The 22,546-nt window shown below is 73.3% G+C and carries 14 protein-coding genes; 4 read left to right on the top strand and 10 right to left on the bottom strand.

All coding sequences use genetic code 11. The features are described 5' to 3' along the window. Positions 1-118: 118 nt before the first annotated feature. The 9 genes from ACZ5WC_RS30450 to ACZ5WC_RS30410 form a co-directional block, all read right to left on the bottom strand. Entirely contained in the window at positions 119-2,437 is a 2,319-nt protein-coding gene (locus ACZ5WC_RS30450; RefSeq protein ID WP_468543830.1) for an acyl-CoA dehydrogenase family protein, read from the bottom strand. Further along, positions 2,434-2,670: an acyl carrier protein gene (locus tag ACZ5WC_RS30445; protein WP_468543898.1), complete on the bottom strand. Its 237-nt coding sequence runs from the start codon at positions 2,668-2,670 to the stop codon at positions 2,434-2,436. The genes ACZ5WC_RS30450 and ACZ5WC_RS30445 overlap by 4 nt, the downstream gene beginning before the upstream one ends. Positions 2,671-2,745: 75 nt before the next feature. After that, complete coding sequence (locus ACZ5WC_RS30440; RefSeq protein WP_468543829.1) at positions 2,746-4,488, bottom strand: acyl-CoA dehydrogenase family protein; 1,743 nt, start codon at positions 4,486-4,488, stop codon at positions 2,746-2,748. Next, complete coding sequence (locus ACZ5WC_RS30435) at positions 4,485-5,321, bottom strand: acyl-CoA thioesterase family protein (RefSeq protein ID WP_468543828.1); 837 nt, start codon at positions 5,319-5,321, stop codon at positions 4,485-4,487. Before ACZ5WC_RS30435 ends, ACZ5WC_RS30440 begins: the two co-directional genes overlap by 4 nt. 2 nt (positions 5,322-5,323) lie before the next feature. Continuing rightward, the gene (locus ACZ5WC_RS30430) at positions 5,324-5,590 is read right to left on the bottom strand and encodes a MoaD/ThiS family protein (RefSeq protein ID WP_468543827.1); all 267 of its coding nucleotides are present in this window, start codon (positions 5,588-5,590) and stop codon (positions 5,324-5,326) included. Then, positions 5,587-7,356, bottom strand: a complete 1,770-nt coding sequence (locus tag ACZ5WC_RS30425; protein WP_468543826.1) for a fatty acyl-AMP ligase — start codon at positions 7,354-7,356, stop codon at positions 5,587-5,589. Before ACZ5WC_RS30425 ends, ACZ5WC_RS30430 begins: the two co-directional genes overlap by 4 nt. Further along, a complete protein-coding gene (locus ACZ5WC_RS30420; protein WP_468543825.1) occupies positions 7,349-7,699 on the bottom strand; it encodes a 4Fe-4S dicluster domain-containing protein in 351 nt (116 codons plus the stop codon). Before ACZ5WC_RS30420 ends, ACZ5WC_RS30425 begins: the two co-directional genes overlap by 8 nt. Next, positions 7,696-8,646 (bottom strand): hypothetical protein, encoded by a 951-nt coding sequence (locus ACZ5WC_RS30415; RefSeq protein WP_468543824.1) that lies wholly within the window; start codon positions 8,644-8,646, stop codon positions 7,696-7,698. The genes ACZ5WC_RS30420 and ACZ5WC_RS30415 overlap by 4 nt, the downstream gene beginning before the upstream one ends. Continuing rightward, positions 8,643-8,816, bottom strand: coding sequence for a hypothetical protein (locus ACZ5WC_RS30410; RefSeq protein ID WP_468543823.1), 174 nt, complete (start codon positions 8,814-8,816; stop codon positions 8,643-8,645). The genes ACZ5WC_RS30415 and ACZ5WC_RS30410 overlap by 4 nt, the downstream gene beginning before the upstream one ends. Positions 8,817-8,962: 146 nt before the next feature. Between ACZ5WC_RS30410 and ACZ5WC_RS30405 the strand changes: the two genes are divergently transcribed. Both ACZ5WC_RS30405 and fabI read left to right on the top strand, forming a co-directional pair. Continuing rightward, a complete protein-coding gene (locus tag ACZ5WC_RS30405) occupies positions 8,963-9,826 on the top strand; it encodes an alpha/beta hydrolase (RefSeq protein WP_468543822.1) in 864 nt (287 codons plus the stop codon). Continuing rightward, positions 9,823-10,602: an enoyl-ACP reductase FabI gene (gene fabI, locus ACZ5WC_RS30400; protein WP_468543821.1), complete on the top strand. Its 780-nt coding sequence runs from the start codon at positions 9,823-9,825 to the stop codon at positions 10,600-10,602. Before ACZ5WC_RS30405 ends, fabI begins: the two co-directional genes overlap by 4 nt. A gap of 71 nt (positions 10,603-10,673) precedes the next feature. Here fabI and ACZ5WC_RS30395 read toward each other — a convergent pair whose 3' ends face one another. Then, positions 10,674-11,318 (bottom strand): TetR/AcrR family transcriptional regulator, encoded by a 645-nt coding sequence (locus ACZ5WC_RS30395; RefSeq protein ID WP_468543820.1) that lies wholly within the window; start codon positions 11,316-11,318, stop codon positions 10,674-10,676. Positions 11,319-11,497: 179 nt separating this feature from the next. On the opposite strand from ACZ5WC_RS30395, the gene ACZ5WC_RS30390 reads away from it, so the two are divergent. Further along, positions 11,498-13,231 carry a fatty acyl-AMP ligase gene (locus tag ACZ5WC_RS30390; RefSeq protein WP_468543819.1) on the top strand — a complete coding sequence of 578 codons (1,734 nt, stop codon included), beginning with the start codon at positions 11,498-11,500 and terminating at the stop codon, positions 13,229-13,231. Positions 13,232-13,400: 169 nt separating this feature from the next. Continuing rightward, positions 13,401-22,511 carry an SDR family NAD(P)-dependent oxidoreductase gene (locus ACZ5WC_RS30385; protein ID WP_468543818.1) on the top strand — a complete coding sequence of 3,037 codons (9,111 nt, stop codon included), beginning with the start codon at positions 13,401-13,403 and terminating at the stop codon, positions 22,509-22,511. Positions 22,512-22,546: the final 35 nt, after the last annotated feature.

Here is a 22,546-nt window from a genome sequence, read left to right as displayed (position 1 = left end):
ATGACAAGGAGTCCCAAAAACCCAGCCTCCCCCCCCTCCCCCCTCTCTCCCCACCCCCCCCCCCCCCCCCCCCCCCCCCCCCCCCCCCCCCCCCCCCCCGGGGCCCGGCGCCCGGTGCCTAAGGGCGCCGGGCAGCGACCAGCCGGATACCGAGGGCCGGGTCCTCCCAGGCCGTCCGCACATGGCTCAGCCCCGCCGCCCGCAGCAGCCCCTCGACCTCGCCGTCCGCGAGCACGGCGCCACCGGCCACGGCAAGGCCGAGGCGCACCACCGCCGCCCCCAGGGGGCGCTTCGGAGGAAGCGGACAGGGCAGCACGACCCACCCGCCGGGCACCAGCGCGGCCGCGGCCGAGGCGATCGCCCGGCGGAGCTCCTCGCCCGGCAGTCCGGCGACCGGGAGCCAGACGAGAGCGAGCCGGTCGGCCTCCTCCACACCGAGCACCGGAACACCGGGAACGTGCCGCGACAGTGCGGCCGCGGTCAGGCCCCCGTCACCGGCCGCACACCCCACCACCGCGCCCGGCCGCTCCAGCACCCCGGGCAAACCCTCCAGCCGCCCCAGCAGGGAGTGGACCAACGTGTCCACCAGCGCCGCCGCCTCGTCGCCGCAACCGGGCGCCGAATCCCGCCCCATGACCCCCGCCGGGGACAGCAGCCGGGCACCCCCGGTCACCGCCCGCCGCAGCCGCGCGGCGAACGCGGCGGACCGCGGACCGCCGATGAGCACGCGCTCCAGGCCCTCGTCGACCGCGTAGCGGCCCTCGCCGTCGCGCCGCACCACGCCGGCGTCCACCAGAACCTCCAGCAGCCCTTCGGCCAGGACCACGGGCAGCTCCCCGGCGGCCTCCTTCACCGTGCGGGGTGCGAGGAGCCGGGCGAGCAGCCCGGTCCGCTCCGCGACAGCACACGCCAGCAGCGCCCATGCCCTCGTCGCATGCCGTGCGAAGGGCCCCTGCGCCGGACCCGCCGGACCCTGCGGCAGCGCGTCGGGTGCGGCACCCGCGCGGACGGCCGCCCACAGCGTGTGAGCACGACCGAGCAGCGCCGCCGCCTCCTCGCGCGACGCCCGCCCGACCGGGTCGAGCCCGGCCGCCGACACCACCTCGGCCACGGTGCCCGCGAACCGGTCCGCACCGCCACTCGCTGCCACGGCGTGCAGCGCCCACCACGAATCCGCGAGCCCGGCGACGGCACGCTCGGCGGCGTCCTCGCGCACCTGCCTGCCCTCGCGCCCGACGATCGAGCGCTGGCCCAGCTGGATGAGAAGCGTCTCCTGAGAGCCCTGGCCGGAGACCAGCCCGAGGATGTCGCGCATGAAACGCTCCCAGGGGAACGTGGCCATGTACGCCTCACCGCCCTGCAACCCCATCACCAACCGGCCCACGTGCAGAGCGCTCTCGGCGGCCTGGTGCTTGGCGACGGTGGCGAGCTCGTCGAAGTACGGGTCACGGTCCGCCGAACGGGTGCCGTCCAGGGCCCGGTAGACGCTCGCCCGGGCGTTCTGCAGCAGCATGCGCATCTCACCGACCGAACGTTCCACATTGGTGTGGTCGAGGACCGGCCGCCCGCCGCGCCTGCGCCCGGCCAGCGCGTCCACACACTGGTCGACGACCGCGTCCAGGGCGCCGAGCACACCGCACGCACTCATCGTCCGGCGGATCCGCGCGTACGTGTTGAGCTCGCTCAACGCGTCGGCGCGCCACAGGAGCCGCCACGGCGGCAGCCGTACGTCGTGCAGGAGCACCTGGCCCAGGCCCATCGTGTGCAGGCCCATGGTGTCCATGGGAACCGGCGCGACACCCGGATCGTCCTTCTCGACCACGAAGGCGAGCATGTCGTTGGATGCCTCGTCACGCACGAACAGGACGAACAGATCGGCGAAGGCCGCCCCGGCGAGGAAGCGCTTGGCACCGTTGAGGACCCAGCCGCCGTCCTCCAGACGGGCCGTGCTCGTGAAGTCGTACGGGTCCCGGTTCTCGTAGGCGCCCTGCACCGCGAAGCGGCGGCCCGCCAGCAGGTCGGGGACGTAGCGCTCGATCAGCTCCGGTGTGCCGCTGGAGATGATCAGCTCGGTGATCTCGACGGTGATGTCGAGCAGCACCGCGAAGCCGGGATCGCGCGAGAGCCGGGCGATCTCCTCCACGACCACACCCCAGGCGAGCTTGTCCCGCCCCTCGCCCCCGGCCTCGACGGGCAGCGAGAACCGCATCAGACCGAGGCCGCCCGCCTCCTCGAACACCTCTCTGTCCAGCGGGCGCCGCGCCTGGTTGCGGAAGTAGGAGCCCGGGTTGGCCGAGTCGAGGACGAAGCGGGCGAACCTGTGCCGGGCTTCGCGCCGGACGTGCTCCACCTCCGCGTCGAGCGTGGGATGCCCCCGGCCGGGGCCGGACGCGCCCGTCCGGTTCATCACGTCGGCCGCACGGGGCCGGGCCCTCACGCCGACGCCCGGGGGGTCGCGCCGTCGGCCACCGACGCGACCAGATCGTCGAGGGTCTCGTCGCCGAGGAAGCGCTCCAGTGCCACGTACGCGCCGGTGCGCTCCTCGACCTCGACCGAGAGCTGTGCGGCGGTGAGCGAGTCGATGCCGATCTCGCCGAGCGGCTGATCGGCCGGCAGCTGCCCGTCGAGGCCGAGCAGCTCCGCGATGAGGGAGGAAAGCCAGCCGGTCAGGGGCTCGGGGGCGGCGTCCGGACGGTCGAGGTGTGCGGTGGTGATGGCGTACTCCTGGTGGGATCGGGGCGGTACTCAGCTCCGCCGGGGTGCCGGGTCACGGTGCTGCGGTGCGAGCCGCAGCGGTACGAGCGAGAAGGCCTGGTCGGTGTCGTCGAGCTCTTCGAGCCGGCGCACCAGCGCCTCCTCCGCCTCGGGGTCGGGCTCCGTCGGCACGCCCAGACGCGTCAGGGTGCGGCGCAGCACGAGCGAGAGCCAGGCCCGGTCGGCGGCCAGGTGGCCGAACGTGTCGCGGCGCTGGTGCCACGTGTGCAGAGCGCAGGCCGCCGCATGCACCAGGCAGTGCCGACGGGCGGTCTCGTACGCCTCGGACGTCCGTGCCGCGCCGAGCCGCGAGAACGCCTGCCGGGTCTGGTCACGCACCGTCAGGAGCTGCCGGGCCAGGGCGTAGAGCTCCCGGTCCCCGGCCAGCTCCTCGACCGCCCCGTCCAGGAGACCGACCACCTCGTCGGTGCCCCCGAACGTGATCGACGGGCGCAGTTCCCGCGGCGCGGGCGACCCCGCCGGGTCGCCGAACCCGAAGAGCAGCGACAGAGGAAGCCCGGCGGGCGCCCCGCGGCGCCGCGCCGCACCCGCCAACTGGGCCCGAACCGTGTCGAGCTGCACCAGCTCGGTGCCCTCGAACACGGGGGTGACCGCGACATCGCGCAGCAGCTTCTGGAAGGCGCCGCCCGCAACCCCCTGGCGCAGATGGGCGCGGGCGCTCAGCACCTGACCGCAGGCGTCCACCGTGTCCACGCACAGCCCCGGCACCACGTACTTGGCCACCGCGGACCACAGCGCCATCCGCTGCCGCGCCACATCCAGCCCGCGTGCGGCGGCCAGCTCGGTGCACTCCGCGACCAGCAGGTCGGCGAATCCACCGGCGAGCAGGGAACGCACCGGCGCCATGGCGAGCGCCGGACGGCCGTACAGCATGCGCCCGCGGGCGTGCCGCAGCGCGATCCGCAGAGCGGTGTCCGCCGCACCGAGGCTGCCGGCACCGACCAGGGTCCGGGTGAACTGGAGCATTCCGGAGACCATCTCGATGCCACGCCCCGGCCGCCCGATCCGGGCCTCGTCGCCGACCCGGCAGCCGTTGAGGGCGAAGCCGCTCAGATCGTGGCCGCGCAGACCGTGTGTACGCACCTTGTCGAGCCGCTTCACCCCGTCGCCGCCGAGGGCGTCGAAATCGAGCAGGAACAGTCCGTACGAGGGATCGGACGCGGCCAGGACGGTGGCGAACGAGGAGCGCCGCCCGTTGCCGACGAGCCACTTCTCCCCGTCGAGCACATATCCGCCCGCGACCCGGGCGGCGCGGGTGGTGGTGGCGAGCAGATCGCTGCCCGCCGACTCCTCGCTGATGCCCGCCGTGCCCCAGGCGCGGCCGAGCATCTGCCCGGCCACCCGCGCCCGCTGAGCGGCGTCCCCCCAGACCCACACCGGCGTCGCGGCCAGGAGCGTCGACCCAAGACCCACGGACACCGCCAGATCGCGGCGCGAGACCGCCCGCACCACGGCCGAGAGCGACTCGAACGAGGCGAGCAGGCCGCCCTCGGACACGGGGACCAGATGCCGGTGCAGCCCGGCCTCCCAAGCGGCCTCGTACGCCGCGACGGGCTCGGCCTCCAGCTCGTCGGCGCGCACGCCGCCGATCAGGGACATCCCGCTGCCCGGATCGAAGGGGCAGCCGAGCGCCCGCTCGATCCGCTCCGCCGCGCGGAACACGGGCGGTGCCGTCCCGGGCCCGGCCTGCGGTCCGTCGTCCAGGACGGTCATATTCGCTCCACCACCACGGCGTACGGACCGCCGGGCCCGCCCTCGTCCTCGGCGAGCCCCAGTTCATGGACGAAGGCGAGCCCCTCACCGGTCCGGTGGGCGCTCGTGCGGACCCGCATCAGATCCCACAGCTGTCCGGCCCGCAGCCAGGTCACATCGATCCGGCGGACCGGCCCGGCCTGCGCCCGGCGCAGTTCGGGGACCGCCCTGCCGTGCCTGCGCACGAGTTCCTCGCGCGCGCCCGCCGCGAAGCCGAGGGTCTCGGCCCAGTACCACTGATCGGCGACCTCGCAGTGATGGCGGTGCACACGGAACTCCGATACATCCACGGCGAGTCGCTGCCCGTCGCGCTCGAAACCGGCCCGCAGCGCGGGGACCCGCGACCGGTGCGGAGCGCGTTCGATCTCGTCGTCGCGGAAGGCGGCGACGAGCGCGGCGGGCAGTGGCACGGGGGAGCCGGAGAGCGCCGCGTCGCCGCTGAGCCCCAGCGGCACGGAGGCGGCCCGGGTGCGCACCGCGACTCCGGCCGGCCCTTCGAGCGTCATCGTGACCTCCAGCTGCGAGGCGCGCGGGCCGCGGACGCGCGCGGTCACCTCGACGAGCGCCTCGTCCGCGTCGGGGAACCGCAGCGGCTGGACGTACTCCAGCTGGTAGGACCACAGCACGAACCCCACCCGGTGCTCGCTCACCAGCGTGCGATGGCTGCACACGTGATCGCGCATCCAGCGGGTCCCCGCCTGGAAGGCGAGCCGGCCGACCGCGGTGGGCTGCAACTGGTCCGGGGTGAAAAGACCCGCGTCGAGCACGGTCTCGTATGCGGAGCTGCGCGCCATCCCTAGCCTCCGGAGACCGCGGTGACGATGTCCACCCGGTCGTCCTCGGCCGCCTCGCGCTCCAGCTCGCCCCTGGTGAGCCGCTCGCCGTTCAGAGCGATCAGATGTGTCGGGCGCACCTCGCCCGTGCGGTCGAGCAGCACCTCGCCCAGGTGGGGGTAGCGTTCGGTCAGCCCGGCCAGCCCTGCCCGGACCGTCGTCGCTTCGATCTCGATCTCGTTCTCGTAGTCCGTGAACCGGAGCAGGACGCCCCTCACCTTGAAGATCATCGTGCTGCTCTTTCGTCGATGCGATGGTGTGGCCCGGTGGCGGGACTCGGCGCCCGCTCGTCGCGGAAGAGCTCCTGGAGCCCGCCCGTGAGACAGATACGGCGGGTCAGCCGACGCTGCACCTTCCCGCTGGAGGTCTTGGGGATCGTCCGCGGTGCGATCAGGACGACGGCGTACGGCGGAATGCCGAACTCCCGCGTGACGGCCCGCCGTATGCCGTCGGCGGCCGCCCGGTACCCCTCCTCGTCGCCGGTGCCGGTCTCGTAGACCACCACCAGGCGCTCGGTTCCCCCGTCCGGGCCGTCCACGGCGAAGGCCGCTCCGCAGTTGCGGCGGATGCCCGGCACGGACGCCTCGCAGACCCGCTCGACGTCGACCGGATCGAGGTTGCGCCCGTTGACGACGATCAGGTCCTTGAGCCGTCCCGTCACGAACAGCTCGCCGTCCCGGAGGAACCCGAGGTCACCGGTGCGCAGATAGGGGCCGTCCCCGGTCGTCGCGCTCGCGCCGAACGTCCTGGCGCTCTCCTCCGGGCGCCGCCAGTAGCCGTCGGCGACCCCGGGCGAGTCCACCCAGATCTCGCCGACCGCGCCGTCCGGCAGCGGCTCACGGGTGGCCGGATCCGCGATCAGCAGCCGGGTGCCTGGCCCCGGGTACCCGCAGCCCACCAGCGAACGGGAGCTCTGCGAGGGTTCGGCGGGCACGGCCGCGGCAGCCGATGCGAGCGCGTCCCGGGCCACCTCCACCGTGCGCCAGCCGTCCAGCGGCTTGCCGCCGGTGACGAACAGGGTGGCCTCGGCCAGCCCGTAGCACGGGTAGAACGAGGCCGGCCGGAAGCCGCTCCGCCCGAAACGCGCGGCGAAGCGCTCCATCGTCTCGGCGCGTACCTGTTCGGCGCCGGTGAAGGCGACCTCGACGCCGGACAGATCCAGCTCGGCCGCCTCGGCGTCCGTGGCCCGGCGCACACAGAGGTCGTACGCGAAGTTCGGCGCGCCGGTGATCGTCGCACCGTACCGGGAGACCATGCGCAGCCACGCCGTCGGGCGGCGCAGAAAGGTCACCGGCGACATGAGGGTCACCGGGATCCTGGCGGCCAGCGGAGCGAGGATTCCGCCGATCAGCCCCATGTCGTGGTACGGAGGCAGCCACAGCCCGCCCGAGCTGCCCGGGTGCATCCCGAACGCGCGCGCGATCTCCCGGCAGTTGGCCAGCAGCCGGGTGTGACTGAGCATCACGCCGCGGGGGAGCGCAGTGGAGCCCGAGGTGTACTGGAGCAGTGCGAGGCCCTCCGGGCGGACCGCCGGGACGGGCCCGACGTCCTCGGCCGGTGCGTCGGTCGTGATCACTTGCGGGGCATGGCCGTCGACCGCCGTCGCGAGCCAGTCCGCCATGAGCGCGGCGAGATCCGAGGTCGTCAGGACGACATCGGCCCCGGCGTCCTCGATGATCGCGGCGAGCCGCGGCAGGGTACGGGACAGCCGGCTCGGGTCCGGCGGAAAGGCGGGCACCGCGGGCACGCCCGCGTAGAAGCAGCCGAAGAGGCCCGCGAGGTAGTCGAGTCCAGGGGCGAAGAGCAGCAGCGCCGGGCCGGTCCGCCCCCGGTCCGCCGCCGACACGGCGGCCGCGACGGCCCGGGCCCGCTCGTCGAGCTCGCCGTAGGTGATCTCCTCGGCGGACTCGTCGTCCGCGACGAACCGGTAGGCGACGGCATCGGGCCGCAGGAGCGCCCGCTCGCGCAGCAGAGAGGCGAAGCTGTGCTCACTCAAGGAGGACACCCGGTGCCTGTTCCGCCGGCAGCGAGGCCCACTTGTCGGGCTTCCCCCGCCACTCCTCGCCGTCCGGCAGTGGAACAACGCGCGTGGTGGCCAGGGGCAGTTCGGCCGACAGACGGGAGTTCCACTCCAGGGCGGGCATGAGCTCGGGCGGCAGCTCCTCCTCCGGATAGATCGCGTCGGCGGGACACGCCTCCACGCAGTTCCCGCAGTCGATGCACTCGTCGGGATCGATGACCAGGAACGTCCCCGCCTCGCGGAAGCAGGCGACCGGGCAGTAGGTGATGCACTCCGCGAACTTGCAGTGGACGCACTGCTCGGTGACCACGTGCGTCACGCTCCAGCCTCCCCTGACCCGTTCGTCCGGCCGCCGCTGCCCGCGATGAACGCGCCGAGCAGTCCGGCGTGCCGCTCGACGAAGCGGTGTCCCTCGTCGAGACCGCGCTCGTAGGCCTTGACCAGGCCCTCCGGGGACGCCGCCGCGTAGTCGACGCCCAGGTGCTTGAGGTCCTCCTCCGGCTTGATCACCAGGACCTGCGCCCCGTCGAGGACGGAGCCGTCGGCGACCTCCTCGGAGGCGTAGAGGTCCCGGAACAGCGGGAAGGGGTCGTTGCCGACCGCGATCAGGACGGACACGCCCTTGGCCGCCACCTCCCGTGCCGGGCAGGAGCAGGTGTAGGAGGCGTCGACGTAGGCCTCTCCGCCGACCTCGGCCGGCACGGCCCAGGCGTGCAGCATGCGCGTCGAGGCGTAGGCGACCGCGTCGTAGTTCTCCGCCGTCAGCCGGGGCTCCTCGCCCCCCGCCTCGGCGTGCGAGGAGAACACGGTGGCGGCCAGGTTCTCCTGGACCCAGCTCCGGTCCCCGGAGAAGACGTTGCGCAGCAGCTCCTTGCCGAGCGCCTTGGCCCCCGGCCCCTGGGTGGTCTCGGCTGCCGCCGCGTTGGTGACCTTGCTGGTGGCCAGCAGGAACTCCGGCGCCCCGGGGCGGAAGAGCCCCTCGCGCAGCAGGGGGCCGTACTCCTCGATGCTGTCGAGCGCGACGCGGCTCATGCCCTTCTCCGCCACGCCCCCGGCCGCGCCGATCCAGTAGTCCACGCCGGTCTGCCGGGCGTGGCCGATCGCGGCGAGGCCCCCGGAGAGCCCGGAGGAGGAGGCCGCCCCGTACACCTGCGCGCGCAGTCCCCGCTCCTCGAAGGCCGACAGCACGCCGTGGCCGTACACGCCCTTGAGCATTCCGGAGGCGACGGTGATACCCAGGCGCTGTGTGGTGTCCGCATCGGTCATGGCAGCAGCTTCTCCTCGGACGGTGACGGGGTGGCGGTGACGGACGAGGGGGCGTCCGGCAGCAGGTGCTCATCGATCAGGCCGTCCAAGTGGTCCTTGATCCACTGGTTCGGGCCGGGGCTGGTGTCGAGCGCTTCACCGACGGGAGAAGCGGAGTGCGGGGGCGTCATACCGGCCTCCAAAGGGGAGAGTTGACCGGGGAAACATTAGCACGACCGTCCGTGCATGTTTATGGTTCCCAGCGGTTGATCGCTAAATATGAGCGAACGATCGTGCTAATATCTCGGCCGTTCGCGATCGATCTGGAGGGTGTGGAATGGATCCCGCTACGGCAGCCGCAGACGTGGCCCTGAGCGACCGGGGTGAGCAGTTGTTCGACCTCTTTCGGCGGCCTCAGGGCCGCAGCAGGCCCAGGCCCGACGAGCGGAGCGTCATGGAGCGCGCCCGGACGAGCGAACTGACCGTCAACGGCGAGGTGGCGGTCGTCCACCGGTGGGGCGGCGGTGAGCGTCCGGTGCTCCTCATCCACGGCTGGGAGTCGCGCGCGTCGCGCTACGCGAAGGCCGTCGACCGGCTGCTGGAGCTGGGCTTCAGTCCGGTGGTGTTCGACGCGCCCGGCCACGGAGAGGCCACCGGCGAGACCGCCACCATGCTGGACTACCTCGACATCATCACCGAACTCCACCGCGTGCACGGCGAGTTCGAGGCCATCGTGGCGCACTCCTTCGGTGCCACGGCGACCTTCGTCGCCCTTCAGGAAGGAGTGCGCGCCCGTCGGGTCGTGGCGATCAGCGCGGTCCCCGACTTCGCCTACCTGGTGGACGCGTTCACCGTCGGGCTGAACCTCGAACCGCACCTCGACGCGGAGGTGCGGGGCCGCCTGGAGAGGCAGGTGTACCCGGGGGAGGCGGACATGTGGTCCCGCTTCTCGGTCTTCCGCGGCTCCGGGAACGTAAACGTTCCGCTCCTGGTCATCCACGACGAGGACGACACCATGGTCGACGTCGGCCAGGGCAGGCGTATCGCCGAGGCCTTCGGTGACCGGGCCCGGCTGGTCGTCACGCGCAGACTGGGGCACCAGCGCATCCTGGGCGCGCCCCAAGTCGTCCAGGAGATAGCGGACTTCATCACGGCGGGCGAGGGTGTGCGGGAGCGGAAGACGGAGGTGGCGGCGCGATGAGCGGGATACTCACGGGTAAGCGGATTCTGGTGACCGGGGTGCTGATGGAGTCCTCCATCGCCTTCCACACCGCCAAGATCGCCCAGGAACAGGGCGCCGAGGTGGTGCTCACCGGGTACGGCCGTCTCGGTCTGGTCGAACGCATCGCCAGGCGGCTGCCCCGGCCTGCGCCGCTGATCGAACTCGACGTCCAGGACAAGGGGCACCTGGAGAGCCTCGCGGGCCGGATCAGGGAGAGCGTCGGGCCGGACGCCCGGCTCGACGGGGTGGTGCACTCCATCGCCTTCGCCCCGCAGGACGCGCTCGGGGGCAACTTCCTCCAGGCCGGGTGGGACTCCGTCGCCACAGCTGTGGAGGTGTCCGCGTACTCCCTGAAGGCCCTGGCCGTGGCGGCCCTGCCCCTCATGGAGGAGCGCGGCGGGTCGATCGTGGGCCTGGACTTCGACGCGCAGGTCGCCTGGCCCGCGTACGACTGGATGGGGGTGGCCAAGGCCGCCCTCGAATCCACCTCGCGCTATGTCGCCCGGGATCTCGGGCCGCACGGCATCCGCTGCAACCTGGTGGCCGCCGGGCCGATCAAGACGATGGCGGCCAAATCCATCCCGGGGTTCGAGACGTTCCGCGAGGTGTGGAACACCCGGGCCCCCATCGGCTGGGACCTGTCCGACCCGGAGCCCGCGGCCCGTGCGGTCGTCGCGCTGCTCTCGGACTGGTTCCCCCGTACGACGGGCGAGATCGTCCATGTCGACGGAGGGGTGCACGCCATCGGGGCGTGACGCCGTCCTTCGACGGCAGTCGGCGAGGGCTCCGTCCCCGGGTCCTCGCCGACCGCGTGAGGGTCGTCGTGTCAGGGGGAGTCGGGGACCAGGGACGGGTCGGTCGCCACCCCGCGCAGACGGTTGAGGATGGCCTTGGCCGCCTTGTCGTAGCTGCTGAACTCGTTGTGCAGGACGGACTCGGCGTTGGCCATCTCCATGAGCGCGGTGAGCTCGAACACGAGCTGGGGCACGTCGGCCTCCGCGTCGATCTCGCCCGCCACCTGCGCGTCCCGTACGGACTGTTCGAGGAACGTGACCCAGTTGGTGCGTGCCGCCGCGAGGATGTCGTGGACCTTGCCCTGCCGGGCGTCGTACTCGGCCGAGACCGAGTAGAAGAAGCAGCCGCCCGGGAACACCCGCTGCCGGGAGTAGTCGAGCCAGCCGTCGCACACCCGCCACAGGTGGCCGATCCCCGGCGGCAGATCGCGGGCCGGCTGGACGACATGCTCCAGGTAGACCTTGATGGCGGCCCGGACCGTGGCGAGCTGCAGGTCCTCCTTGGAGCCGAACAGGGCGAACACCCCGCTCTTGCTCAGCTTCAGCTCGGTCGCGAGCTGTCCCAGGGAGAGGCCTTCCAGGCCGTCGACGGAGGCGATGTCCACGGCGCGCTTGAGGATCAGTTGACGCGTCTGGTTCCCACGCGCGATCCGCCCGTCGGTGTGTGTCGCTGCCATGTCTGCCTACCCTTCCTGGGCCGGACCCTCGTGGTGCCGTGCAAGGTTCAGTGTACTGAGAAAGTAGACGACTGTGCGTTCAGTGTGTGAGAGTATAAGTGTGCGAACGGTCGTGCGATAAGGTTACCGTCCGTTCCGTTCACCGCCGGTACGCCGCGCAATGGGGGAGGGACCAACCGATGCCCGAATCGGCTCGCTCGATGGTCGACGTACTGCTCGCGCAGGCGTCGCTGCACCCCGAAAGGGTCGCCTTCCGCTTCCTGGCCGACGGGGACTGCGACGGCGAGGTCCAGGAATGGACCTACGGCCACCTGGCCCGGCGCTCCCGGGCCATCGGCGGCCATCTGCAGGAGCAGGGCCTCGCCGGAGCCCGGGCGATCCTGCTCCATCCGCCCGGCCTGGAGTTCATCGGGGCCTATCTGGGCTGTCTGGCCGCCGCCGTCGTGGCGGTACCCGGGCTGCCGCCCCAGGGCCGCAAGCAGAGCCAACGGGCCGTCGCCCGGGTACGGCGCCTGATCGCCGACGCGGACGCCACGGTGATCCTGGGCAGCAAGCAGGTGATCGCCGAGCTCGGCGCGATGGCCGAACACCTCCCGGAGCTGGACACCGCCCTCTGCATCGCCACGGAGGACATCCCCGACGAGGCGGAGGCCTCCTGGCGCCCGCCCGCCATCGCACCGGACTCGCTGGCCTTCCTCCAGTACACCTCGGGCTCCACCTCCGCCCCGCGCGGAGTGATGGTGAGCCACGCGAACCTGATGGACAACCAGCGCGTCCTGTCCCGGGGTATGGGCCACACCCCCGAGACGGTCGAGGAGTGGGGCGGGGAGCTCTACGTCAGCTGGCTTCCCGTCCACCACGACCTCGGACTCATCGCCCCGGTGCTGAACAACCTCTTCCTGGGCGGGACATCCACCCTCTTCTCCCCGTTGCACTTCCTGCAGAAGCCCGAGCGCTGGCTGACGGCGCTGTCGCGGTACCGGGCGCACACCAGCGGCGGGCCCAACTTCGCGTACGAACTCTGTCTGCGCGACGCCACGCCCGGGCTGCTCGAAGGCCTCGATCTGAGCCGGTGGCGGGTGGCGCTGAACGCGGCCGAGCCGGTACGGGCGGCGACGCTGCGGCGGTTCGCGGACACCTTCGCCCCGGCCGGGTTCCGCCGAGAGGCACTGCACCCCGGCTACGGCCTCGCGGAGGCGACGCTGATGGTGAGCGGCGGCCCGGTCGGCCTGGAGCCGATGACGGCCCTGCGGCCCGGAGAGCGAACGGAGACGGGCAGCGAGCTGGTCAGCTGCGGCCCGCCCGGCGCCGGCCTCACCGTGGTCATCGCCGACGACGGGCAACAGGAGTGCCCCGAGGGCGCGATCGGGGAGGTGTGGGTCGCCGGGCCGAGTGTCACCCAGGGGTACTGGCGCAACGCACGGGCGACCCGCGAGGCGTTCCGGGCCTCCCTGAAGGACGGCCGGGGCGGCTTCCTGCGCACGGGCGACCTGGGCTTCCTCCGCGACGGGGAGCTGTACATCACCGGTCGGCTCAAGGACCTGCTCGTGATCGACGGACGCAACCACTACCCCCAGGACCTGGAACTGTCGGCCGAGACGGCCCACCGGGCGATCCGCCCGGGCTGCATCGCCGCGTTCTCGGTCGACGGCGGGACCGACGGCGAACACCCGGTCGTCGTCGCCGAGACGACAGCGACGACCCGCCCCGAGTGCGCCGAGATCGAGGCGGCGATCCGCGGCGCGGTCTCAGAGGCCCACGGGCTGTCACTGCGGCAGGCCGTCCTGATCCGTCCCGGAACCCTCCCCAAGACCTCCAGCGGCAAGATCCAGCGCAAGGCCTGCCGGGCTGCCTATCTCGACGGGACGCTCACGACGGTCGCGGAAGCCCAGCCGCCCGCCGCCACGAGCTGACGGGAAGCCCGGCCCGGAGACCCGGTCGCGCCCCGACCGTACGCCGGCGCCCGCCGCGCGATGCCCGGCCCCCGCCCACGGCGGTCCCGAACGGACCGGCGGCGCACGGCCCGCCGACCGGGCGCGAAGAAGAATCCCCAGACCCCAGCCTGCGGAGACGGTTGCCCTCATGCCCGCGAAGAAGCTGATCGAGACCCCGCCCGCACCGCCCCGCACCGCCACGTCCGAAAGGATCGAGGCCTGGCTGACCCGGGCCGTCGCGGCTGCGGCCGGTCTCGGAGAGACACAGGTCGAACGGGACCGGCCGATGGCCGACTTCGGCCTCGGATCACGGGAACTGGTGGCACTGGGCGTACGCCTCTCCGAGGAACTCGGCCGGCCCCTGAGCCCGACGCTCGTCTACGACCACCCCACCGTGGCCTCGATCGCCCGGGCGGCCGCGAGCATCGACGCCCCGGCCCTGCCGCCTCCGTCGGCAGCCACGGGCTCGGCCCCGCGCAGCCCCTCCGCCACGACGACGTCCGGCTCACGCGAGCGGGAAGCGGGGGCATCGCCGGTGTCCGGCTCACCGGAGCGGGACACGGGGGCGCCGCCGGACACCGACGCGGTGGCGGTCCTCTCGATGGCCTGCCGCTTCCCCGGGGCCGACGACCCGCAGGCTCTGTGGCGGCGGCTGGCCGCCGGCGCGGACCTCGTCTCCGACGCCCCCGGCGACCGCTGGGACACCGAGGCACTCCTGGACCCCGACCCGGACGCCCCGGGCAAGGCGTACTCGCTGCGCGGCGGATACCTGAACAGCATCGACGGCTTCGACGCGGAGTTCTTCGGCATCCCGCCCGAGGAGGCGGCCGCGATGGACCCCCAGCAGCGTCTGCTGCTGCAGACCGCCTGGGAGACGGTCGAACGGGCGGGGATCCTGCCCGCGTCACTGAACGGCAGTGCCACCGGCGTCTACATCGGCCTCTACCAGAGCGGCTATCTGGGCGCGGCCGGGATGGAGCAACTGGACGGGTACGTCGGCACCGGCACGGTTTCCAGCGTGGCCTCCGGCCGCATCGCCTACCACCTCGGCCTCCAGGGCCCCGCCATCACCGTCGACACCGCCTGCTCCTCCTCGCTCGTCGCACTGCACCTGGCCGCACAGGCACTGCTCGACGGCACCTGCGACCTGGCTCTGGCCGGGGGCGCGACACTGATGGTCAGTCCGCGCGGCCACGTCGAGTTCAGCAGACTGCGCGGACTGTCGGCGTCCGGCCGGTGCCGCCCCTTCGCCCAGGACGCCGACGGCGTGGTCTGGGGCGAGGGCAGCGGCCTGGTCCTGCTGAAGCGGCTGAGCGAGGCCCTCCGTGACGGCGACCGGGTGCTCGCGGTCGTCAAGGGCTCCGCCGCCAACCAGGACGGCCGCAGCCAGGGGCTCAGCGCCCCCAGCGGCCCCGCCCAGGAGCGCGTCGTCCGGGCCGCCCTGAAGGCCGCGGGCCTGCGTCCCGAAGAGGTGGACTACGTCGAGGCGCACGGCACCGGCACGCCACTGGGCGACCCCATCGAGGGCACGGCCCTGGCCCGGGTCTTCGGCCCAGGCCGCCCCGCCGACCGGCCGCTCGCCGTGGGGTCGCTGAAGTCCAACATCGGCCACACACAGGCCGCGGCGGGCATCGCGGGCGTCATCAAGACGGTGCTGTCATTGCAGCACGAGCGGATCCCGGCCTCCCTGAACGCCGAGACCCCGACCGGGCAGATCGACTGGGAGGGCGGCGGCCTGGAACTGTGCACCCGCCCACACCCCTGGCCACGCGGCCCCCGGCCCCGCCGGGCGGGGGTGAGCGCCTACGGAATCAGCGGCACCAACGTCCACGTGGTCCTGGAAGAGGCCCCGGAGCAACGGCTGGCCGAACCGGCTTCCGGGAGGCCGGAGGACGCGGCTTCCGGGCGAAGGGACGACGCGGTTCTCGGGGGAGCGGACGACGCGGCTTCCGGGCGAGCAGCGGCTACGGCCCGGGAGCGACCGGCTGCTTCGGACCCCGAACGGCCGCACGCCCCGGCGTCCGGACAACCGCCCGTACCGGCTGCCGAAGAACCGCACGGCACGGCCACCGGTCGCGTGGACGCCTCGGCCACGGGTCAAGCGCCCGTACCGGCTTCCGGCCCACCGCCCGCCCCGGCCGCCGGACACCCCCCTGCCCCGGAGCGCCCCATCACCTTCTTCCCGCTGTCGGCCCGCACCCTGCCCGCGCTGTACGGGCAGGCGGACCGGCTCCTCGGCGTGCTGTCCGCCGACCCAGCACTGCCGTTGCCCGACGTCGCCCGCACCCTGGCCCACCGCCGTACCCACTTCGAGCAGCGTGCGGTGCTCGTGGCGCGGGATCGCGAGGAGTTGCTGACCGGACTGCGCGCGCTGGCCGCCGGGCAGGCGTCACCGGAGCTGGTCGTGGGGCCCCGGCAGGCGCGTACCGAGGGCAAGGTGGCCTTCGTCTTCCCCGGCCAGGGGACGCAGTGGGCGGGCATGGCGCGCGATCTGCTGGCGGCGTCCCCGCTGTTCGCCGACGAGATCGACCGCTGTGACGCAGCCCTGCGCCCGCACACCGGCTGGTCCGTCCTGGCGGTGCTCCGCGGCGACGCGGGCGCGCCGCCCCTGGACCGCGTCGATGTCGTGCAACCCGCGCTGTTCGCCGTCATGGTGGCGCTCGCGGCGGTGTGGCGGGCCCGCGGGGTGCGACCGGACGCCGTGGTCGGCCACAGCCAGGGCGAGGCCGCCGCGGCCTGCGTCGCCGGGGCGCTCAGCCTCAACGACGCGGCCGCGGTGATCGCGACGCGCGCCCAGGCCCTCACGACGATCGCCGGGCGGGGCGGGACGGCCGTGGTGGCGCTGTCCCGGGCGGACGTCGAGGCCCGTCTCGACGCGTGGGGCGGCCGCCTGTCAATCGCCGCGGTGAACAGCTCCACCTCGACCGTGGTGTCCGGCGATGCGGAGGACCTGGAGGCACTGCTCGCCGAGCTGGAGAGCGAACGGATCTTCGCCCGAAAGGTGAAGATCGACTACGCCTCGCACAGCGCCCAGGTCACCCCTGTACGCATGTCCCTCCTGGACGACCTGGAAGGCATCGAGACCCGTCCCACGGACGTCGCCTGGTACTCCACCGTCCTGGCCGAACGCGTCTCGGGCGAGCCGCTGGACGCCGCGTACTGGTACCGCAATCTGCGCGAACCCGTCCGCTACGCCGCCACCGTCGAGCGCATGGCGGCCGACGGCTACCGCCACTTCGTCGAACTCAGCCCGCACCCGGCTCTCATCACCGCCACCCGGGCCGTCGCCGAGGAGACCGGCCACGACCTGATCGCCGTCGGATCCCTGAAGCGCGGCGAGGACGGACCCGGCTGCCTGGACCGGGCCGCCGCCGAACTGCACACCGCCGGCGGCGGGATCAGCTGGCCGCGCCTCGTGCCCGACGGACCCTGGGCGGACCTGCCGACCTACGCATGGTCCGAACGGCGCCACTGGACCGACACCGCGCCCACCGGGCCCCACGGACACCACGGGACACCTCTCGTCGACGTCCACGTCGAGTCCAGCGACGTACCGGACCGGCACCTGTTCGACACCCGTATCGACCTGCGTGACCGGCGTTCGTCCTATCTGTCGGACCACCGGGTCGCCGGGGCCGTCTGGCTGCCCGCGGCAGCCTTTCTGGAGATGGCGCTCGAAGCGGTGTCCGTGCTCCAGGCCGCGTCGGACGTCCACCTGCACGACGTGGCGTTCGAGCGGCCGCTCCAGCTGACGGACGACGTCCCCGTACAGCTCCAGCTGGTCCTGCAACCCGCTGACGAACACGGTGTCCGGCCCTTCGGCATCGCCTCGCGACCGGCCGGCGACCGGCGAGCACCCTGGGTCCGGCACGTCGGCGGCCGCGTCGTCCCCGCCACCGGCGAACCCGGGCACGACCCGGCCATGCCCCCGGCCGGACTACGGGAGGAGTGCGCCCGAGAGGCGGACGTGACCGACGCCTATACGGCCCTCGCGGCGCTCGGCATCGACTACGGCCCGGCCTTCCGCATGCTGGAGGGCGGCTGGGCTGGGCCGTCGGGGGCGCTGGGCAGGCTGGCGCGGACACCCCGCGCTGGGCATCTGGTGCACCCGGTCCTCATCGACGCGGCCCTGCACACCGCGGCGCTGGTGGGGGACGCCCTCAAGGGCAGGGCCTTCGTGCCGCGCAGGGCCGGGCGGCTGCGCGTCACCGGCCTGCGTACCGCGCCCGTCTGGTCGGCCTGCCGACTGCGCGCCGTGGACGACGACGCCGTCACCTTGGACGTCCGGCTTCTCGACGAGAACGAACAACTGCTCCTGGAGATCGAGGGGGTCGAGCTGGCCGCGCTGTCCACCCTGGACGGAGCGCTCTTCGAGGTGCGCTGGCAGCCCCGCCCCGCCGCACAGGAACAGCCGTCACAGAAGCAGCCGGCACGCGGACAGCCGGCACAGACGCAGTCCGCACAGCACCAGCCCGCACAGGACCAGTCCGCGCACGAACAGCCCGTCCCGGGCAGCTGGCTGATCCTGGCCGACGACACGGGCGTGGCCGACGGCCTTTCCCGCCGCCTCGGCGCCACCCCGCACGTGATCGCCCGAAAAGGCGGCGCCTACACCGTCGAAGCACCGGCACGGTACACCGTCGACCCGGGAGACCCGCAGCACTTCCTGCGGCTCCTCGACGAGGCGTTCGCCGAGGGACCGCCCGCGCGGGTGGTCCATCTCTTCGCCCTGGACGCCCCGGCCGTCGAATCGGCCGGGACGGCCGCGGACGCCGCCCTGCTCTGCTCCGTCAGCACCCTGAACCTGGTGCGGGCGCTCTCCGGACGCGCGTACCACCCGTCCCCACGGCTGTTCCTGATCACCAGGGGCAGCCAGGCAGCCGGTGGAAGCACGGAGGTGACGCACCCCCAGCAGGCCATCGGCTGGGGCTTCGGCACCGCCGTCGCCCAGGAGCACCCGGAACTGAACACCACCCTCGTCGACCTCCCGTCCCACGGAGGCGAGGACGCGCTGTGGACCCAGCTGCGGCACCCGGACGACGAACACCTCGTGGCCCTGCGGGACAACGGCCGTCTCGTACCGCGCCTCGTGCACACCGGACCTGACCAGGCCGGGACCGGAACGGTCCACCGCGACGGAACGTATCTGATCACCGGCGGTCTCGGCGGTCTCGGCCGGGTCGTCGCCGACCGCCTGGCGGGCCAAGGGGCAGGGCAGCTCGCCCTGCTGAGCCGCAGCGCACCCGACGCGGCCGCGGCACGCTGGATCGAGAGCCTGCGCCGGCGCGGAACCGCCGTCCGGCTCGTACGGGCCGACGTCGCCGACCGCGACGGACTGCGGGCCGCCCTCGACGCCCTCCGCGCGGACTGCGGCCCCGTGACCGGGGTCATCCACACCGCGGGCGTGCTCGACGACGCCACCCTGCACCACCTGACCCCGGAACGCATCCGGCGCGTGATGGCCCCCAAGGTGCTCGGCACCGCCCTGCTCACGGAGCTGGTACCCGAGGCGGAGACCCTGGTCCTGTTCTCCTCGGCCGCCGGGCTGCTCGGCTCGGCCGGACAGGGCCCCTACTCCGCGGCCAACGCCTTCATGGACGCCTGGGCGCACCACCTCTCCCTCGTCCGCCGGCCCGCCCTCAGCCTCGACTGGGGGACCTGGGCCGACATCGGCATGGTCGCCGGATCGGCGAAGCGCACCGCCGCGACCAGCGGTTCGGGCCTCGTCCCGTTCTCCCCGCAGCAGGGCGGCGAGATGTTCGACCGGGTGCTGTCCACCGCTCGCCGCCAGCTCGTGCCCCTCGTCCTGGACCGGGATGCCCTCGTCCGCGACCCGGACGCGGTGCGGACCCGCCCCCTCCTGCACGGCCTCGTCGCCGCACCCGTGGCCGCCGAGGCCGCCGCAGGAGTGCTCGGCGAGGTGCTGGCAGCCCGGACGGACGCGGAGCGGACCGGCCTCCTGGAGTCCCATGTACGGTCATCGGTGGCCGAGTTGACCGGGCGCGGCGCCGACGAGGTCGCCGCGACCGAGGGCCTGAAGGAGCTCGGGCTCGACTCCCTGATGATCGTCCGCCTGCGCAACACCCTCGGCCGTGACCTCGGTGTGGAACTGTCCGCGTCCGCCGTGTTCTCGGCGGCCGACATCCGCGGGCTCGCCGACGAACTGCACACCGCGCTGTCCGCGCGGAACACCGCCGCGGAGCCCGCCACCGGCAACACCTCCGGGAGCCGCCCCACGCCGGACACCGGCCGTGGACACCCCACGCCGGACATCGGCCTCGGACGCCCGGCGTCGGCCACAGACCCGGAGACCGGCCCGCACACGCCCGACGTCGAGCTGAGGTCCGCCACCCGCGACGTCGTCCGGCTCCTGCGCGCGGCCCAGCACGGCACCCCGAGCGCCGCGCACACGATCGGCCTCGCGTTCCGGCTCACCGAGCCGACCACCCGCGCCCGGCTCACGGACATCCTCACCCGCCTCGCGGGGCGGCACGCCGCACTGCGTACCGCCATCGTCAACGACACCGGCTCCGACCGGCGGATGAGAACGGAGAGGGCCCCGGCCCGTTCCCCGCTCCGATGGTCGAACCTGGCGCCCGACGCCGAGCTGGACACCGGTCACCGGCTGAGCGAACTGCTCGGCGCACCCTTCGACGTCACGACCGCACCCTTGTGGCGGTTCGAGCTGATCGACCGCGCCGAGGCGGGACAGACCCTGCTCCTCGGCGCGCATCACGCGGTCAGCGACCTTCAGTCGCTCCTGATCGTCGCCGCCGAGATCGACGCCGAGCTGTCCGGTACACCCCTCGGGGAGGGGGTCTCCAACCGTGACATCGACCTGCTGCTGGAGGCGCAGCCGACGTCCCCGCCCCCGCCCCCGTCGCGCACCTCGGCAGCGCCGCTGGACGCGGCGGCCCGGCGGGAGGAGTTCGCCGGAAGCCGCCGTCTCGACCTCACGCTCACACACCCCCGCCCGGCCGTGCGGTCGTTCCGGGCGGGCAGCCTCACCCTGGCGATACCCGACGGGCTCATGCCGCGTGTGTCGTCACGGGCGCGACAGCTCGGGATCACCTCGGCCGCCTTCTCCCTGGGCGTACTGACGGTCCTGCTCGCCCGCAGGCAGCAGCGCGACCGGTTCGTGCTGGCCGTCCCCGTGGACACCCGCATCCATGTCGACGCCCCCGATGCCGTCGGCTTCTTCGGGGTGCCCGTGCCCTTCCCGGCGCAGGCCGCGGCGGGGGAGCGGATCGAGGAGGTGCTGCGCCGCACCGACAGCCGGCTCGACCGGGTGCTGGCGAAGGGCGCCATGTTCTCCGACACCCTGGCCGTGCTCGCCGAGCAGGGGCTGCACCGGGAGAACGCTCCGATGGTCGAGGTCTACTTCAACTACATCCGGTCCTCTGCGAAACTCGACGCCCTGGAGATCCTGCCGGTCGGGACGGGGCACTCCGACCTCGACCTCATGATCATCATGACGCCGGACGCCGGTCAGCTCCGCTTCGACCACAACCTCGACATCATCGACGAGGCGGCCTGCGCCGCGCTCGCCGCCGACTTCCTCCAGCTCCTGGAGGAGGCGGCCGACGACCCGGCCGCCCCGGTCCGGCCGGAGCACCCGGCGGCGGGTACGAGTGTGACCGCGACCGCCCCACTGCCCGCCCGGCCCCGTACGCTCGCCGTCGCGGCGACCTTCGCCCTGGGGGACCTCCCCCTCCTCTGCGCGGCGGCCTGGGCCGCAGACCCGGCCGACGGGACGCCGAGCACCCCGCCCCAGGTCGTCGAGGCGCCTTACCACCAGGTGCTGGCGAGCCTCAAGGACCCGTCCGGGGTGTTCGCCGATCCCTCGGCGGAGATCGGGACCGTCCTGGTGCGGGCGGTCGACCTGGAACGGTTCGGTCCGGTGAACGACGAACTGCTCGACGAACTCCGCACGGCCTATCCGGACGCCCTGCGAGCCCTCGCGGAGCGGACGCGGCTGCCTCTGATCGTCGGGTTCCTGCCGTCCGGACGGCAGGAGGTCCGGTACGAGCGGTGGGAGCGGGACGTCGCCGCCGTGCTGTCGGACCTGCCCGGGATCGCGGTCCTGCGCCCCGAGGACTGGACCCGCCACCATGCCGTCGAGGAGCGGTTCGACGAGCGGACCGACACGCTGGCCCACCTGCCGTTCACCCCCGAGTTCCAGGCGGCCGTCGCCCTCACACTCGCCGAGACCGCCGCGACGGTCCGCCGTACACCGCCGAAGGTGATCGCGGTGGACGGCGACGAGACGTTGTGGAGCGGGGTGGCGGGGGAGAGCGGACCGGAGGGCGTGGACCTCGGCGGAGCCCGGGCGCTCCTGGCCCGGAGACTGCTGCGGTGGCGCGCCGCCGGGACCTTGCTGGTCCTGATCAGCAACAACGACGAAGCCACCGTACGGGCCGTCCTGGAGCGGCCCGACAGCGTGCTGCGGGCGGAACACTTCAGCGTGCTCGACGCCGGATGGGGCCGCAAACCCGACCGACTGGAGGCGGCCGCCCGGACCATGAACCTGGGACCGGACAGCTTCCTCTTCCTCGACGACAACCCGGCGGAGATCGCCGCCATGCGGTCCGCGCTGCCCGAAGTGCTCTCCGTGACCTGCCCGGCGGCCGGTGAACTCGAACCGTTCCTGGCTCGGTTGTGGCCCCTGATACCCGCTGCGGCCACGGCCGAGGACGGGCTGCGCGCGGAGTTCTACCGCCAGGAGCGGGCCCGCGACGCGGCCCGGGAACAGGCCGGGTTCGAGGAGTTCCTCGAACAGCTGGAGCTGGAGCTCGACATCCGTCCGCTGGCCGAGCCGGACGCTCAGCGGGCGGCCCAGCTCATCCGGCGTACCAACCAGTTCACGCTTCGCGAGCGGTCGGCCGACGGCGGCGACCTTCAGCGGTGGCGGGAGGACGGCGAGGTATGGACCGTCGCGGCCCGCGACCGGTTCGGCGACTACGGCCAGATCGGCCTGCTGGCGCTGCGTCAGGACGCCTCCCGCCTGGACGTCCTGGCCTGGCTGCTCAGTTGCCGCGTGCTCGGACGCGGCGTGGAGGAGCGGCTGCTCCAGTGGCTGGCCGACCGGGCCGAGACCCTCGGCCGCGCCACCGTGCGGCTGACAGCGGAGCCCACCCCTCGCAACCTTCCGGCCCGGCGCCTGATCGCGGCGCTCGGCGGCGGAGCCCCGGACGGCCCGGGCATCGAGGCCGAGACGACTCCGCGTCAGCTGCGGGAGTTCCGGTCCTGGCGGCAGTGATGACGGAAGGCAGCCCACACCGTGAGAGGCACACC

This window comes from Streptomyces sp. NPDC033165 (genome assembly GCF_055577965.1).
Note: the sequence above shows the minus strand (reverse complement) of the source record. Positions and strands in the feature narration are given on the sequence as shown.